The 15,734-nt window shown below is 29.7% G+C and carries 12 protein-coding genes; 9 read left to right on the top strand and 3 right to left on the bottom strand.

What is annotated here, in order from left to right:
* The first annotated feature begins 56 nt into the window (after nucleotides 1–56).
* From pta to AC2TEO_RS06220, 7 genes are all read left to right on the top strand, one after another.
* On the top strand, nucleotides 57–2,150 hold the full coding sequence (gene pta, locus AC2TEO_RS06250; RefSeq protein ID WP_442267287.1) for a phosphate acetyltransferase: 2,094 nt from the start codon (nucleotides 57–59) through the stop codon (nucleotides 2,148–2,150).
* 14 nt (nucleotides 2,151–2,164) lie between these two features.
* Nucleotides 2,165–3,343 carry an acetate/propionate family kinase gene (locus AC2TEO_RS06245; protein ID WP_442267286.1) on the top strand — a complete coding sequence of 393 codons (1,179 nt, stop codon included), beginning with the start codon at nucleotides 2,165–2,167 and terminating at the stop codon, nucleotides 3,341–3,343.
* Between the two features lie 125 nt (nucleotides 3,344–3,468).
* Entirely contained in the window at nucleotides 3,469–6,717 is a 3,249-nt protein-coding gene (locus AC2TEO_RS06240; RefSeq protein WP_484730882.1) for a YCF48-related protein, read from the top strand.
* Nucleotides 6,718–6,954: 237 nt separating this feature from the next.
* Nucleotides 6,955–7,797 carry an alpha/beta fold hydrolase gene (locus tag AC2TEO_RS06235; protein WP_442267284.1) on the top strand — a complete coding sequence of 281 codons (843 nt, stop codon included), beginning with the start codon at nucleotides 6,955–6,957 and terminating at the stop codon, nucleotides 7,795–7,797.
* A complete protein-coding gene (locus tag AC2TEO_RS06230) occupies nucleotides 7,798–8,289 on the top strand; it encodes an RNA polymerase sigma factor (RefSeq protein ID WP_442267283.1) in 492 nt (163 codons plus the stop codon).
* Nucleotides 8,279–8,830, top strand: coding sequence for a hypothetical protein (locus tag AC2TEO_RS06225; protein ID WP_442267282.1), 552 nt, complete (start codon nucleotides 8,279–8,281; stop codon nucleotides 8,828–8,830). Before AC2TEO_RS06230 ends, AC2TEO_RS06225 begins: the two co-directional genes overlap by 11 nt.
* A gap of 15 nt (nucleotides 8,831–8,845) precedes the next feature.
* Complete coding sequence (locus tag AC2TEO_RS06220) at nucleotides 8,846–9,310, top strand: hypothetical protein (RefSeq protein ID WP_442267281.1); 465 nt, start codon at nucleotides 8,846–8,848, stop codon at nucleotides 9,308–9,310.
* Nucleotides 9,311–9,421: 111 nt separating this feature from the next.
* On the opposite strand, the gene katG is transcribed toward AC2TEO_RS06220, so the two are convergent.
* The gene (katG, locus tag AC2TEO_RS06215; protein WP_442267280.1) at nucleotides 9,422–11,686 is read right to left on the bottom strand and encodes a catalase/peroxidase HPI; all 2,265 of its coding nucleotides are present in this window, start codon (nucleotides 11,684–11,686) and stop codon (nucleotides 9,422–9,424) included.
* A 113-nt stretch (nucleotides 11,687–11,799) separates the two neighbouring features.
* On the opposite strand from katG, the gene AC2TEO_RS06210 reads away from it, so the two are divergent.
* Nucleotides 11,800–12,738, top strand: coding sequence for a hydrogen peroxide-inducible genes activator (locus tag AC2TEO_RS06210; RefSeq protein WP_442267279.1), 939 nt, complete (start codon nucleotides 11,800–11,802; stop codon nucleotides 12,736–12,738).
* Between the two features lie 24 nt (nucleotides 12,739–12,762).
* On the opposite strand, the gene AC2TEO_RS06205 is transcribed toward AC2TEO_RS06210, so the two are convergent.
* Nucleotides 12,763–13,926, bottom strand: a complete 1,164-nt coding sequence (locus AC2TEO_RS06205) for a pyridoxal-phosphate-dependent aminotransferase family protein (protein ID WP_442267278.1) — start codon at nucleotides 13,924–13,926, stop codon at nucleotides 12,763–12,765.
* Between the two features lie 239 nt (nucleotides 13,927–14,165).
* On the opposite strand from AC2TEO_RS06205, the gene AC2TEO_RS06200 reads away from it, so the two are divergent.
* Nucleotides 14,166–14,948 (top strand): tRNA pseudouridine synthase A, encoded by a 783-nt coding sequence (locus tag AC2TEO_RS06200; RefSeq protein WP_442267277.1) that lies wholly within the window; start codon nucleotides 14,166–14,168, stop codon nucleotides 14,946–14,948.
* A 2-nt stretch (nucleotides 14,949–14,950) separates the two neighbouring features.
* Here the strand turns inward: AC2TEO_RS06200 and AC2TEO_RS06195 are convergent, their stop codons facing one another.
* The gene (locus AC2TEO_RS06195; protein WP_442267276.1) at nucleotides 14,951–15,637 is read right to left on the bottom strand and encodes a GNAT family N-acetyltransferase; all 687 of its coding nucleotides are present in this window, start codon (nucleotides 15,635–15,637) and stop codon (nucleotides 14,951–14,953) included.
* Between the last annotated feature and the right edge of the window lie 97 nt (nucleotides 15,638–15,734).

The raw sequence follows: 15,734 nt of genomic DNA, 5'->3' as shown, positions 1-15,734 counted from the left end.
TGACATTTAACAGCTTGCTTTATTAAATTTAGACTAATTTTGCCCAAAATTAGAATATGAATAAAGCTATTTATATCGCTGCAAGTGGAGCGAATTCAGGAAAATCGATGCTAAGTTTAGGTTTAATGCAACTGTTGTTGCGCAATAAACCTAAGGTCGGATATTTTCGTCCGATAATTGATAATCCTGTCGATGGTAAAAAAGATAATCATGTAAATACAATTGTTAATTATTTCAATTTAAAATGTGATTATGAAGATACCTACGCTTTCACAAGATCTGAGTTATTAGATTTATTAAATGATGATAAAGAAGATGAAGTCATTAATTTAATTCTTCGCAAGTATAAAAAACTAGAAGAAAAAAATGACTTCGTTATTGTAGAAGGAACTGATTTTTCAGATCACGGTGCGATAATAGAAATGGATTTAAATGTATTAATCGCTAAAAACCTAGGAATTCCTGTAATCATAGTTTCTGGTGGAATAGATAAATCACTAGAAGAATTTATTCAAGGTTTACGATTAACTTACGATTCTTTCAGTAATAAAGAAGTAGAAGTAATTGCAGTAATTGCTAATAAAGTTCAAGAGAAAAATGTAGATTTAATTATTGAAGGAATAGGAGAAAACTTACCTAAATCGTTATTAATTAACGCGATTCCAATCAATAGTAAATTAAATAATCCAACGATTTACGAAATTTCAAAAGCATTAGATGCAGAAGTTGTTTTCGGTGAAGAATTGTTAGATGCTACAACTGGTGAAATAAAAGTAGGAGCAATGCAATTGGCTCACTTTTTAAATCACTTAACAGATGAATGTGTTGTAATTACACCTTCAGATCGTTCCGATATTTTATTAGGTACATTACAAGCAAATATTTCAAATAGATATCCGTCAATCTCAGGAATTATTCTTACAGGAGATATAGAATTAAGTCCATCAGTAATAGAATTAATTACAGGTTTAGAGAGAATTGTTCCGATTTTGAAAGTAAAAGGAGGAACTTTTGGAATTGCATCTAGATTAGGAGCAGTTCGTTCTCACATCTATGCAGAAAATAAAAACAAGATTAAATTATCGATTAATACTTTTGAAAAGTATGTTGATGTAGAAGCATTAAGTGATAAATTAATCACTTACAAAGGAACAAATGTATTAACACCAAGAATGTTCCAATACAATTTATTCAAAAGAGCTAAGCAAGTTAAAAAACATATTGTTTTACCAGAAGGAAATGATGATAGAATTTTAACAGCAGCTGCACAGTTACAAAAATTAGATATTGTTGATTTAACCATTTTAGGAAAACGAGTTAATGTAGAAGCAGCTGTAAAGCGTTTACAACTTTCTTTTGATTTTGATAAAACACAAATTATAAATCCAAGTACTTCAGAATATTTCGATGATTTTGCAAGTACACTATACGAATTAAGAAAACACAAAGGCTTAAGTCCGGCTATGGCAGAAGATTTAATGGCTGATGTTTCTTATTTCGGAACAATGATGGTGTATAAAGGTTTAGCAGACGGAATGGTTTCTGGAGCTGCTCACACGACACAGCATACAATTAAACCATCGTTACAGTTCGTAAAAACTAAACCAGGTTTTTCTGTAGTATCTTCAATTTTCTTTATGTGTTTAGAAGATCGTGTTTCTGTATTTGGAGACTGTGCTATTAATCCGAATCCAACTTCAGAACAGTTAGCAGAAATAGCAATTTCATCAGCAGATTCAAGTATAGCTTTTGGAATTGACCCGAAAATAGCAATGCTTTCATATTCTTCAGGAAGTTCAGGAAAAGGAGAAGATGTTGATACCGTTAGAGAGGCTACAGAAATTGTAAAGCGTAAGCGACCAGATTTAAAAGTAGAAGGTCCAATTCAATATGATGCAGCTGTAGATCCTACCGTTGGAAAGAAGAAATTACCAAATTCTGAAGTAGCGGGACAAGCAAACGTACTAATTTTTCCAGATTTAAATACAGGAAATAATACATACAAAGCAGTCCAACGTGAAACTGGAGCTTTGGCAATCGGACCAATGTTACAGGGTTTAAATAAACCAGTTAACGATTTAAGTAGAGGATGTACAATCGAAGATATTTATAACACAATTATCCTAACAGCGATACAAGCTCAAGAATAGATTAAAAACAGCACATGAAAGTATTAGTTATCAATTCAGGAAGTTCATCAATTAAGTATCAACTTTTTGATATGCCGGAAGAAAAAGTAATTTGTTCAGGATTAATTGAAAGAATAGGATTAGAAGAAGGAGCAGTTCATTACGAATCTGAAGAGAATTCAATTAAAGAAACGATAAAAATTGAAAATCATAAAGTTGGTTTAGAGAAAGTAGTTTCGTTATTGCTAGATGCTAACGTAGGTGTGATTTCTTCTACAGATGAAATTGAAGTTGTTGGTCATAGAGTTGTACATGGAGGAAGTTCCTTTACTAAAACTACTGAAGTAACTCTAGAAGTAAAAAAAGAAATAGAAAACTTATTTTCTTTAGCTCCTCAGCATAATCCTGCAAATCTAGAAGGAATTAATGTTGCTGAAGCAATTTTTACGAAAGCAAAACAAGTTGCAGTTTTTGATACAGCTTTTCATCAAACTATTCCAGAAAAAGCATTCACGTATGCAATTCCAAAGCAGTTTTTAACAGACAATAAAATTCGTTTGTATGGTTTTCATGGAACAAGTCATAAATATGTTTCAGAAAAAGCTAATGCATATTTACAAACATCAAATTCTAAATTAATCACAGTTCATTTAGGAAATGGTTGTAGTATTTCTGCAGTAGAAAACGGAAAAAGTATCGATCATAGTTTAGGTTTTGGTCCGGTTACAGGTTTAGTCATGGGAACACGAAGTGGAGATATTGATCATACTTTAATTTTCTATTTGGTAAATACTTTAGGTTACGATATAAACGAAGTAAATACTTTGTTACAGAAAGAAAGTGGAATGTTCGGTTTAACAGGTTATAGTGATTTGCGTGATATTGAAGCTGAAGCTGAAAAAGGAAATATAGCTTGTCAACTAGCATTAGAGATTAATACTTATCGTATTAAAAAATACATCGGCTCATACATTGCTGCAATGAATGGCGTTGATGCTATTGTATTTACAGCAGGAATTGGAGAGAATTCTTCATTAATTAGAGAAAAAGTTTGTACTGACTTAGAGTTCTTCGGAATACAAATAGACACAGAGAAGAATAATATCAGAGCTAAAAAACTTACTGAAATTCATACTGATAATTCTAAAGTGAAATTATTAGTAATTCCTACAAATGAAGAAGTTGAAATAGCGAAGCAATCGTATGAATTGTAAATGATTTATAGAGTTTGATAAATCAATTTTAACATAGCTTTTTCATTGAGTTTATTTGTGTTAAATATAACTTGTATGTAAATTAGCTATGCAATATTTAAAAGTGAAAAATAAATTTTAAAACTATGAAAATGAGAGAAAAAGTACTTTTTCTATTATGCACTATTTTGTGTTTTTCTAAAATTCAATCTCAAACAAATTGGGAGTTGTTAAATCCTAAGCCTACAGTAAATAGAGGAAAAGTTGTTGAGTTCGTAACTCCTGATATAGGATTCATTATTACTGCTAATGAGCTGTTAGAAACTACAGATGCAGGAAATACTTGGTTGAAGAAACAGAATATTTCTAGTGGAAATGATATGAGTTTCTACAATGGAATAGGGTATATTGTTGGTAGTGGCGGATATGTATTAAAATCTAATGATAATGGAGCATCTTGGAGTGAAATATCTACAGGAGTTTATGGTAATTTTAATGCTGTTAGTATTATCGATAATAATAATATTATCTTATCAACATCAAATAGTATATTAAGTACTGATGATGGAGGAGTTACATGGAAAAATTTTAGTATTCCTAACTCTTCAGTTAATAAAACTTTCTTTACAAGTCATTTAATTGGACATGCTATTACAAATAATGGTTTTATTCTTAAAACAATAGATGGAGGACAAAACTGGTATGCTACAAAAGATGATAGTAATACCATGCCTTCTAATTTTTATACTATTGATTTTGTAAATGAGAATGTAGGTTTTGTAACGCAAGCTCATGATGATATTTACAAAACAACTGATGCAGGAGAAACTTGGATAGAAATGTCTACAAGAACCCAAACTATTTTTGATTTTCATTTTTTAGATGAGAATAATGGTTTTGCCACTGGTGAATATGGTGCAACATACAAAACAAATGATGGAGGTAATTCATGGAACCAAATCTTTTTTCAAAGTGGATTTTTTGAAGGTACTTCAATGTATAGTATCTATTTTCAAGACAATAACATAGGTTATGCAACTGGGGAAAGAGGTAGAATTATTAAAACTACTGATGGAGGTAACACATGGAGTTCTCATTCTGAAAATTACAATAGTTTTAGTGATTTAAAAATATTTGATAGTGGAACTGGGTTTGTTAGGTCAGGTGGTAACTACTATAAAACAACTGATTTTGGAGACAATTGGTCTTATATATCTTCAGTTAATCATTTTAGTTATTGTAGTGGTTCATATTTTGTTAGTGAAAATTTAGGGTATTCAATTGGTGGAGGCATAGGAGATGTTTTCAAAACTACTGATGGTGGAGTGTCATGGGATAAATTAGATATTAATGTTGACGAAGGGTTAAGGTCTATCTTTTTTATAAATAATAATGTAGGATTTATATCAGGAGGATTTAATCAAAAGAAAGTAATGAAAACGACTAATGGAGGTAACACATGGAGTCAAGTTTCAGATCAGTTGTTTGGTAATATTCAGTTTACAAGTGATTTAGTTGGTTATGGAAATAGAAAAGGCAATTCTTACGGAGCTATATATAAAACTATTGATGGAGGTAATACATGGAGAATAAGTGTTGAGCTAGAAGGAGAAGACATCAATGACTTTCATTTTGTTGATGAAAATAATGGCTATTTTGTAGGGGATCAAGGTTTAATTTATAAGACGAATGATGGAGGAACTAATTGGGAAAAATTGAAAATTCCATATGAATGGTATACTCAAGTTAAATTTTATTCAAAGAATATTGGTTATGTAGCAGATGAAGATGGGTTATTATATAAAACTCAGAATGGAGGGATTAGTTGGGAATATGTAACAAATCAATATAAAATCAATTCGATAGAAGTTGTTAATGATAAAATTTATACAGCAGGAACCAATGGTAAAATTTATAGGAGTGATATTGAATATGAAACAATTATTTTAATTATAAATTCTATTGAAAATGTTTCAAATTCTTCTGTTAAATTAACAGGTAATATTACTTCTAATGGAGCACCAGTTTCTAATATTCAATTTGAATATTACTCTAATAGTTCTAATACAAATGTTATTCCAGTAACACCAGCTAATATTAATTCTAATGAATCTTTAAATGTTGCTATTGATTTATCAGAATTAAAATCTAATACTACTTATTATTTTAACTTATCAGGAGTACAAAATTCAAATATTAGTTATAGTCAAACTTTAAGTTTTACAACGCTGCCCGACTATGAAATAAATACTAATTTTCCTGATAGTTATTCTGCAGTTTCAGCAGAAGTATCTAGTAATATAGTATCTAATGAGCATGATATTACCAATATAGTATTTGAATATGGTTTAAGTTCTGATGACTTAACTAATACAGTAGTTGGAATACCAGATTCAGTAAAAGGAAAGACAAGTGAAACTATAACTGGAAGTTTAGTTAATCTGCAACCATTAACAAAATATTTTTACAGAATTAAAGCTCAACATGAAGGTGAAAATATTTATGGAGAAATAAAATCTTTTACAACCTATCCAGAATATATCATAAATCTTTATGATGCATATATAGATGGAACAAACGTTACATTTTCTGCACATTTATTATCTTATAATGAAAGTATAGAAGATATTGTATTTGAATATGGAACTATTGATTATGAAAATAGTATTGAAGCTAATCCATCAGAAATTAATGCTTTTAGGTATTCATTGATTAATACTACTATAACCGATTTAGATTCAAGTTTAAATTACTATTACAGATTAAAAGCTACTCATAACGGAGAAACTATTTACAGTGAAGAAAAAGTTTTTAATTTTTCAGGAGATATAATCATGGTTAGTGGTTCAATAGAAGAAACACAAACAAATTCATTAGAATTAAAAGGTTTAATAAACAGTAGAGGTGCCTATTTAACAGATATTTATTTTGAATATGGTCTTACCGATAGTTTTGGGGAAACAGTAGATGGATCACCAAATTATGTTTTAGGAAATAGGACAAATTCGATAAAAGGAGTTGTTGATAACCCGTTACCAAATCAAACATATTATTATAGATTAGTTGCTACTAACAATGGGAATAAAATATATTCAGAGACTTATAATTATAGGATGTCTGATAATACATTAAGTTCAAATGAGTTTGATTTTAAAAATAATATCTCGATATATCCTAATCCAACTAAAGATTTTGTAAATATAAAATCTAATACACCTGAAAAAGTTAAATCTATTCATTTGTATAATTCTTTAGGGCAAGAAATATATTACAAAAAGATTGATAATAACGTTGATATGCAAATTGATTTATCAAGTTATGGAACTGGGTTATATTTTGTCAAAGTGAATTTTGAAAATTCCAAAAAAAAGATATCTAAATTAATTTTAAAATAATTTAATAATCTTTTTATTTTGAAATAACCAATAGAAGTTATTTTACCTATAGCAGTAACTAAATAAATCTTTTTGTTAATTCGAAAAAGAGTTTGCGCTAAAATTAGAAATTCTTCATAATGGAAAGGCTGTTTAATGATTATATCTAGGTTAAACAGCTTTTTTTATTTTACTTCAAGAATAATATGTAACATTTTTTTATTCCTGTATCTAAAGGGAAATCAAAAATTTTTAAAAATGAAAAATGTTATTTTATTATGTATTACATTCGTGTTTTCTGTATCAATTTTTGCACAGCATAAACCTATACATGTAAAAGTCACAGGAAAAGGGAATCCTATTATATTGATCCCTGGTTTTACAGTTCCGGGAGATATTTGGAATTCTTTAGTGACCAAGCTAGAAAATAATTATGAATGTCATACTGTAACGTTAGCTGGTTTTGGAGGAAAAGCGCCTATTGAATTTCCTTGGTTACCAAAAGTTAATCAATCGCTTAAAAATTATATAGTCAAAAATGATTTACAAAATACGACTATAATTGGTCATAGTTTAGGTGGTACAATTGCTACTTGGCTTGCTGCACAAAAAGAAATAAAACTTTCTAAAATTATAATTGTTGATGCACTTCCTGCTTCTGGCGCACTAATGATTCCTAATTTTAATCCTGAAAACTTAGTGTACGAGAGCCCATATAATAAACAGCAATTATCAATGGACGATACTGCTTTTGCACAATTAGCTGCTGGAATGTCAAAAGGAATGAGTCTTAAAATTTCAGCTCAAGAACAAATTAAGAATTGGATTTTACAAGCAGACCGAAAAACTTATGTATACGGATATACTGATTATCTTAAACTAGATCTTAGAGAAGATTTAAAAAACATTTCAATACCGGTTTCTATAATAGCAGCTTCAAAACCTTATGGCGCAGAAATGGTGAAGCAAACGTATAAGAATCAATATAAAAAATTAAAAAGCTATAATTTTATTTTAGCTGAAAATAGCGCCCATTTTATAATGCTAGATCAGCCATCTTGGTTTTTAGAACAAGTACAAATGATTTTATCATCTAAATAAATGAATACAGAACAAGAGTTTACCAAAACCTATAATGAATTCGCTCCGAAAGTACATCGGTTATGCTTGGGCTATGCTTCAGGTAATAAAGGACTTGCAAATGAGTGGTTGCAAGAAACTTTTATAAAGGTTTGGAAATATAGAAAAACATTTAAAGGTAAATCTTCTATTGATACTTGGATATATCGCATTGCAGTAAATGTATGTTTAGGAGATTTGCGAAAAATCAATAAAAATATTCCTATAAATGAAAACGTATTATCTGATCATACCAACGATGATAACACTAATAATACTGAAAAACATATTAAACAAATGTATCATTGTATTGATTTACTCAATGAACAAAATAGAGCACTAATATTGTTAGAACTCGAAAATATACCACAAGCTACAATTGCAGAAACTGTAGGTTTAGCTCACGGAACATTACGAACACGTCTGAGCCGTATTAGAAAATCACTTTTAAAATGTATCAAAAATGGAAAATGATAACTTAGATAAATTATGGGAGGTTCAAGCTGATAATAGCTCAAATATTACTCCTCAAAATATAATAGCAAAAGCAAAAAAACAACGTAACGGACAATACATTAACATTACAGTAATGTCTTTAACGGTTATAGTATTAATAACCTACGCTTTTTATTATGCATTTTATCAATGGAATACTTTTAATTTAGGTTTAGTTCTCATGATAGGTAGTCTTATCTTTCGAGTTGTTTTAGAGTTTTTCTCGCTATATCGTAAAGAAAAACAATTGATTTCAATGCCTCAAAAATCATATTATATTTATTTGAAAAAGTATTATAAAACTAGATTGTTAGTAAACTATATCGTAACGCCTATTTGTATTGCAGTATATATATTCGGTTTTTATTTATTATTACCATACTTTAAGCAAAAATTTTCTAGTGCTTTTTATAATTACATTTTAATTTCTGGTATTTTTTCTCTTACTGTTGTCATAATTATTATTGTGAAATACGTTATTAAAGAACAGCAGTTTTTAAAACAATTACAAACAAAATAAAAAGAAAGTATTTTTATGCTAAAAAATATTTTAAGTTTCATTTTCATCATATGCTTAATACAAACAATAAAAAGTCAAGCTTGTGGAGTTTATAAATTGAAATATGTAGGTAAAATCAAATCGAAAGAGACCTCAAAAATTAAAATAAAATTGCCGAATACATTTTTCTATCATGCATATAGTGAGAAGATTAATGTGGAAGAATATTGGAGTTTTAATTTTTTCACGATTAAAAACGAGAAAATAGATTTTACAATCATTTCTCATTTAGGATCATTATATACATCAAAAAAATTAATTGAATTATATAAAAAGAGTAGAGATTTTATTCCAATTTTAATTATTTCTATTAACGAAAAAGGTAAAGAGGAGAGGTTTATAAAAAAAGTATCATATGATCAGTTAAGGTTTTCAGGAAAAGATAATTTAAGTGAGCCAACACTTATTATAATTGATTTAGGAGAAATTAATTATCCTTAAACTTTTCTTTGAAAATTACTATAGATATGTTTTTTATAAAAAATTAAAAAGAAATAGGTGGTTTTAAATAATTTAAAAAACCACCTATTTATGAACGTTTAAAAAGACTTTTTAAATGTCAAATCGATCTAGATTCATTACTTTATTCCAAGCTTTCACAAAGTCTTTTACAAATTTCTCTTTTACATCTTCACTAGCATAAACTTCAGAGATCGCTCTTAATTCTGAATTTGATCCGAAGATTAAATCAGCTCTAGTGGCAGTCCACTTTACTTCGTTTGTAGCTCTATCTTTAATATTGAAAAGATCTTTTTTGTCTGAAGTAGCTTCCCATTTGTATTGCATACTTAATAAATTCACAAAGAATTCATTAGTTAATGTTCCAGGAGTTGAGGTCATAATTCCAATATTAGAACCATTATAATTTGCATTTAAAGCTCTCATTCCTCCTAATAAAACGGTCATTTCTGGAGCAGATAAAGTTAATAGTTGTGCTTTGTCTACTAATAATTGTTCAGCAGATAAAGTATAATCTGTTTTCTGATAATTTCTAAATCCATCAGCCATTGGTTCTAAAACAGCCATTCCTTCAACATTAGTTTGCTCTTGTGTTGCGTCAGCTCTTCCTGGTGTAAAAGGAACTTTAATAGTAACTCCTGCTTTTTTTGCTGCATTTTCAATGGCAACATTACCACCTAATACAATTAAATCTGCAATAGAAACTTTTTTATTTCCTTTATTAAATTCTTGTTGAATTTTCTCATAAACTCCTAATACTCTTTTTAATTGAGCAGGATTATTAGATTCCCAGTTAACTTGTGGTTCTAAACGAATTCTTGCTCCGTTTGCACCACCACGTCTATCAGAATTTCTATAAGTTGAAGCAGAAGCCCAAGCAGTAGAAACTAATTCGCCAGTTGTTAATCCAGAAGCTTCAATTTTAGATTTTAAATTGTTAAGGTCAGCAGTTGTGATCGTTGAAGAATTTTCAGTTGAAATAGGATCTTGCCATACAAAATCTTCTTTTGGAATTTCCGGACCTAAATATGTTGATTTTGGTCCCATATCTCTGTGTGTTAATTTAAACCAAGCACGAGCAAAAGCCTCATCAAATTCCTTTGGATTTTCATAAAAACGACGAGAGATTTTTTCGTAAACAGGATCTTTAATTAAAGCAACATCTGTAACTAACATTGTTGGATTGTGGAATTTAGTTTTATCAAATGCATCTGGAAATTTAATTACAGAATTCTTTGCTTCAAACTGATGTGCTCCACCTGGACTTTTAGATAACACCCATTCGTTTTCAAATAATGTTTTGAAATATCCTTGACTCCATTTATCTGGTGTTACAGTCCAAATCACCTCTAATCCAGATGTAATGGCATCTTTACCTTTTCCAGATTTATAATTACTTTTCCAGCCTAAACCTTGTTCTTCAATCCCTGCACCTTCTGGAGAAGCAGCTAAATGATCACCACCAGCTTGTCCGTGAGTTTTACCTAATGTATGTCCACCAGCTATTAAAGCTACAGTTTCTTCATCGTTCATTCCCATTCTTCCGAAAGTAACACGAATATCTTTTGCAGAAGCAATCGGATCTGGATTTCCATTTGGTCCTTCAGGATTCACATAAATTAATCCCATTTGAACAGCTGCTAAAGGTTTTTCTAATTCTCCGTCTTTATAACGTTCATCATTAGCTAACCATTCTGTTTCAGAACCAAAATACACATTTGTTTGAGGTTCCCAAGTATCTTCTCTACCACCAGCAAAACCAATAGTTCTAAATCCAGATTTTTCTAAAGCAACATTTCCTGCTAAAATCATTAAATCTGCCCAAGAAATTTTCTGACCGTATTTTTGTTTTACTGGCCAAAGTAATCTTCTTGCTTTATCTAAGTTAGCATTGTCTGGCCAACTGTTTTGTGGAGCAAAACGTTGTCTACCTTCTCTTGTTCCACCTCTTCCATCACCAGTTCTGTAAGTACCAGCACTATGCCAAGCCATACGAATGAATAAACCACCGTATGTACCATAATCTGCCGGCCACCAATCTTTAGAATCTTTTAAAGTTTTAGCAATGTCTTCTTTTAAAGCGAAGTAATCTAAGCTTTCAAATTCTTTTTTATAATCAAAGTCTCCTAATGGATTTGATAATGAAGAATTTTGTCTTAAAACAGTTAAGTCTAAATTGTTTCGCCACCAATCTTTGGTTGTTTTTCCTTCTCCTTTAATGGTTATGCCTGTGGATGGAGTTTTACCAAATCCGAAAGGACAACTTCCGCCTTCTTTAGTTGTTTCTTTATTGTCGTTAGCTGTATTACAAGAGACTAAAAACATAAGGAACATTCCTGTAAAAAAATGTAGTTTCATATTTACTCGATTAATTAAGAGGTTACAAAGTAAGAGGATCATTTTTATTTATAAAAACGATATTTGTGTATATAATATCTACAATGTAAATATTGTGTTATATTTGCTTCATTATGAATATACAACAATTTCAGTATGTATTAGCTGTGGTCGATTTAAAAAATTTTGAAGCCGCAGCGGAGAAATGTTTTGTAACTCAATCTACGTTGAGTACCATGATTGGAAGGTTTGAAAAGGAAATCGGAATTAAGATTTTTAATAGAAAAACTAAACCTGTTTCGATTACAGTAGAAGGAGAAGAAATTATAAAACGATTACGAATTTTAGCAAGTGAAGTTGATGCTTTAAATAATTTAATTCAGGAATTAAAAGGTGAAATGATTGGAGAATTAAAGATTGGAATTATTCCAACTGTTGCTCCGTATTTACTTCCCTTATTTTTAACAAATTTTGCTGAAGCTTTTCCTAAAGTAAAAATTATCGTTCGTGAAATGACAACAAGTGAAATTCAAAAAGCTTTAAAAATAAGAAGTATAGATGTTGGAGTTTTAGCGCTTCCTTTAGAAGATGATATGCTGAATGAAGTAGATTTATATTCTGAACCTTTTGTTTTATATGATTGTAGTGAAGGAGATATTACAAATAAGATTTCTGTGAATGATATTGATTATTCTAAGCTTTGCCTTTTACAAGAAGGACACTGTTTAAGAACACAAGTACAACGAATTTGTGATTTGTCTGATCAGTATACAAATCGAGATGAAAACTTTGAGTTTGAATCTGGTTCTATGGATAGCTTATTGAGAATAACAAGAGCCAGAAAAGGAATGACAATTCTCCCATATTTAGCAACTACAGATTTGTCTCCTGATATAAAACAAAGATTGGTTGAATTTGATAAACCGATTCCTGTTCGAAAAGTAGGTTTAGTTACGCATAAGTTTTTTGTAAAAAAGAAATTATTATCAGAGTTAAAATTACTGATTCAGAATTCTGTAATTGAACACTTACCGCAAAAAGAGAGTGAATATAAAATTTTAAAACCCTTGTAAAAGAACACAAGGGTTTATATTATTTTAAGCTAAGCTCGATAAAAATATTCCAACACTTTTACCAAACTCAAAGTTGTAGTTTTGTTTTTGTAAAGCAGATTCTATAGCGCTCAATGTGGCAACAATATCGCTTTTAGTAATAGCGCCCATATGACCAATTCTAAAGTATTTGGTTTTAATTTCAGTATGTAAACCACCAGCTAAAACTACTCCGTATTCAGAAATATCTTTTCTAAATAAATTTCCATCAATTCCTTTAGGGTAATAAATAGCAGTCATTGTATTAGCGGCAATATCATTAGTTTTAGGAACTAACTGTAAACCGATAGCTTGCACAGCTTTTCTAAATGCTTTTGCATATGTAATATGCGTTGCTACTCTATTTTCTATTCCTTCTTTGTTGATTAAATCTAAACTTACTTCTAAAGCACGAATTAAATTTACCGGAGGTGTACCAAAATAAGAAGGTTTCCTTTCTTCGTAAGCTTGCATAATTGGCAACCAATTTGTAAAACTTCCATAATAGTTTTGTACTGGAGTTGTTCTATTTTTCCAAACGTTCATTGCTTTTTCAGAAGCAACTAATAAAGCCAAACCAGGAGGAACTCCAATAGCTTTTTGGGAACCAGTTAATACTACATCGATTCCCCAAGTTTCTTGTTGTGTTTCTTCTCCAGCTGTTGCACAAACTCCATCTACAATGCTTAATGTATTATATTTTTGAGCTAATGCAGCAATCGCTTTGGGATCTGTTAAAACTCCGGTTGAGGTATCAACATGAGTAATAGTTAATAATTTGTAATCTTTGGAAGATAATTCTGCTTCAATTTTATCTAAAGAAATCGTTTCACCAATTTCAGCCTGAAGTACAGTTACGTTTGCACCATATGTTGCTAAAATATTTTTATAACGTTCTCCAAAATATCCTGTTGAAATTACTAATGCATTATCACCAGATTCGATAAGATTACTTACAGCCATATCCATAGCTAAAGTTCCGCTACCAGCAATAATAAATGGCTGACCTTTTGGAGCTAACCAAATTTTACGCATTAACTCTAGTGAGTTTCCAAAACTTTCTATAAAATTAGGAGCAATATGACTGGTAGTCACTTCTCCCATAGCTCTTAATACTGCAGGATCTATTTCGATTGGTCCTGGTATCATTAATAGTTTTCTATTTTTCATGAAAAAATGATATAGTAATTACAACGATTTCGTTGTAAGTTACATAATAGTTTTAAGCTGTAAGAAAGAATGAAAAATTTTACGAATTTTATATAAAACAAGTTTGTGTTTTTCATTTTAGTTAAAATGAGAGTATATATATTGTTATATAAATAAAATAAAAATATTTTAAAGATAAATACAAGCAAAGAGTATATGTATTAATATGTTCAACATTTTAAAAATAGTAACTTTGGCGTATGAATTATAATTACGCGTATTTAGTACGTTTTCAATATTTAGGATTTCGATTTCATGGATGGCAAAAACAGCCAAATTTGAAAACTGTACACTGGGCTTTAGATAAAACTCTAAAGTTTGTTTGTAAAGGAATTCGTTGTAAAACAATAGGAGTGGGGAGAACAGATGCTAAAGTTTCTTCTACAAATTATGCGTATCAATTATTCATAGATGAAAAGTTAGATGAAGATGTTTTTATAGAAACTTTTAATATAAACTCTCCTTCTGACATTAGGGTAGCAAAAATTGAAAGAATAGAAGACGAAAGTTTTAATATAATTCAACATCCAAAACAAAAAGAATATCGTTATTATTTTTCATTTGGAGAGAAAAATCATCCGTATTGTGCACCTTTTCTTGTTGGTTATTTAGATCATTTGAATATTGATTTAATGATAAAAGGAGCCAAATTATTTGAAGGATTTCATAATTTCAAACATTATTGTACAAAACCTTCAGAAGAAACAAAAGTCGAACGTAGTATTGACTCTTGTGAGATTATTGAGAATACAGAATTAACAGCTTCTTTTTTTCCTGAAAAGAGTTATGTTTTAATTATAAAAGGACAAGGTTTTTTAAGAAATCAAATCCGATTAATTATGGGGGCATTAGCCGAGTTAGGTAAAGGAAATTATGATTTGGATTTTATTAAACAAAGTTTAGATGAAAGTTCTAATCTTGAATTTCTTAAAACTATTGCGCCGGCTTCTGGTTTACATTTGCATGAAGTAAACTTTAAGTAGTGCTAATTTTTTATATAATGTCTCCAATACATAAAATCTAAAGTAGTGTAACCTAATTTTTTGTAAAGTTGAATTGCGCCTTCATTAATTTCTAGGACATGTAAAATTGGTTTTTTCCCTTTTCGTAAAACTTCCTCAGAAGTATAAGCAACTAATTGTTTTGCATATCCTTTTCTAACGTGATCAGGATGAGTAACAACACCACTAACTTCAATAAATTCATCACCTTGAATACGTTCGCCTGTAGCAGCTACTAACTCATCACCATCAAAAATTCCATAATAATCGCCAATATCGAAAGATTTTTTACGATAAGTCCCAGGCATAACAAGCATTATTAAATTATAAAGTTGCTGTTCGTGAGCCTTTGTTAATTTCACTATAGTTGAAGTATATTTTGGAATTTTAAAATCTTCTTGAGATAATATCATTTGTAAACAACGATATTCTCCTTTTAAGGTTAAACTTTTTGGATATGTTGGAGCTTCTTGACAAACAATAAAAAAATCAGAAGTTAGCTCAGCATAAGATTTCATGGCTTTTACAATATCTTTAGAATCGTTGAAGCTTCCAAACGGACAATAATCTGGATGATAAAACTTTGCATTTTTATAATTGATGAGATATTCTTTATGTGTTTCTTCTAAAGCAGACCAAACTGGATTTTTAAATTTTTTCTTTTCTATCATTAAGTAAAAATAAAAAAGACAATTCATCTATAGAACAAATTCTACATCAAATTACAGATGTATTTAGGTTTGAATTAATAACAAAAATTTTATAGTT

Source organism: Tenacibaculum aquaeponti (genome assembly GCF_057221555.1).
The sequence above is the reverse complement of the archived record's forward strand: the minus strand, read 5'-3'. Positions and strand labels throughout refer to the sequence as shown.

Excerpts from the sequence above, each read along its gene's own strand:
- AC2TEO_RS06210 (WP_442267279.1), top strand. The coding sequence starts at position 11,800 with ATGAATATACAACAATTTCAGTATGTATTAGCTGTGGTCGATTTAAAA.
- pta (WP_442267287.1), top strand. The coding sequence starts at position 57 with ATGAATAAAGCTATTTATATCGCTGCAAGTGGAGCGAATTCAGGAAAA.
- AC2TEO_RS06230 (WP_442267283.1), top strand. The coding sequence starts at position 7,798 with ATGAATACAGAACAAGAGTTTACCAAAACCTATAATGAATTCGCTCCG.
- AC2TEO_RS06195 (WP_442267276.1), bottom strand. The coding sequence starts at position 15,637 with ATGATAGAAAAGAAAAAATTTAAAAATCCAGTTTGGTCTGCTTTAGAA.
- AC2TEO_RS06200 (WP_442267277.1), top strand. The coding sequence starts at position 14,166 with ATGAATTATAATTACGCGTATTTAGTACGTTTTCAATATTTAGGATTT.
- AC2TEO_RS06235 (WP_442267284.1), top strand. The coding sequence starts at position 6,955 with ATGAAAAATGTTATTTTATTATGTATTACATTCGTGTTTTCTGTATCA.
- AC2TEO_RS06245 (WP_442267286.1), top strand. The coding sequence starts at position 2,165 with ATGAAAGTATTAGTTATCAATTCAGGAAGTTCATCAATTAAGTATCAA.
- katG (WP_442267280.1), bottom strand. The coding sequence starts at position 11,686 with ATGAAACTACATTTTTTTACAGGAATGTTCCTTATGTTTTTAGTCTCT.
- AC2TEO_RS06240 (WP_484730882.1), top strand. The coding sequence starts at position 3,469 with ATGAAAATGAGAGAAAAAGTACTTTTTCTATTATGCACTATTTTGTGT.
- AC2TEO_RS06205 (WP_442267278.1), bottom strand. The coding sequence starts at position 13,926 with ATGAAAAATAGAAAACTATTAATGATACCAGGACCAATCGAAATAGAT.
- AC2TEO_RS06225 (WP_442267282.1), top strand. The coding sequence starts at position 8,279 with ATGGAAAATGATAACTTAGATAAATTATGGGAGGTTCAAGCTGATAAT.
- AC2TEO_RS06220 (WP_442267281.1), top strand. The coding sequence starts at position 8,846 with ATGCTAAAAAATATTTTAAGTTTCATTTTCATCATATGCTTAATACAA.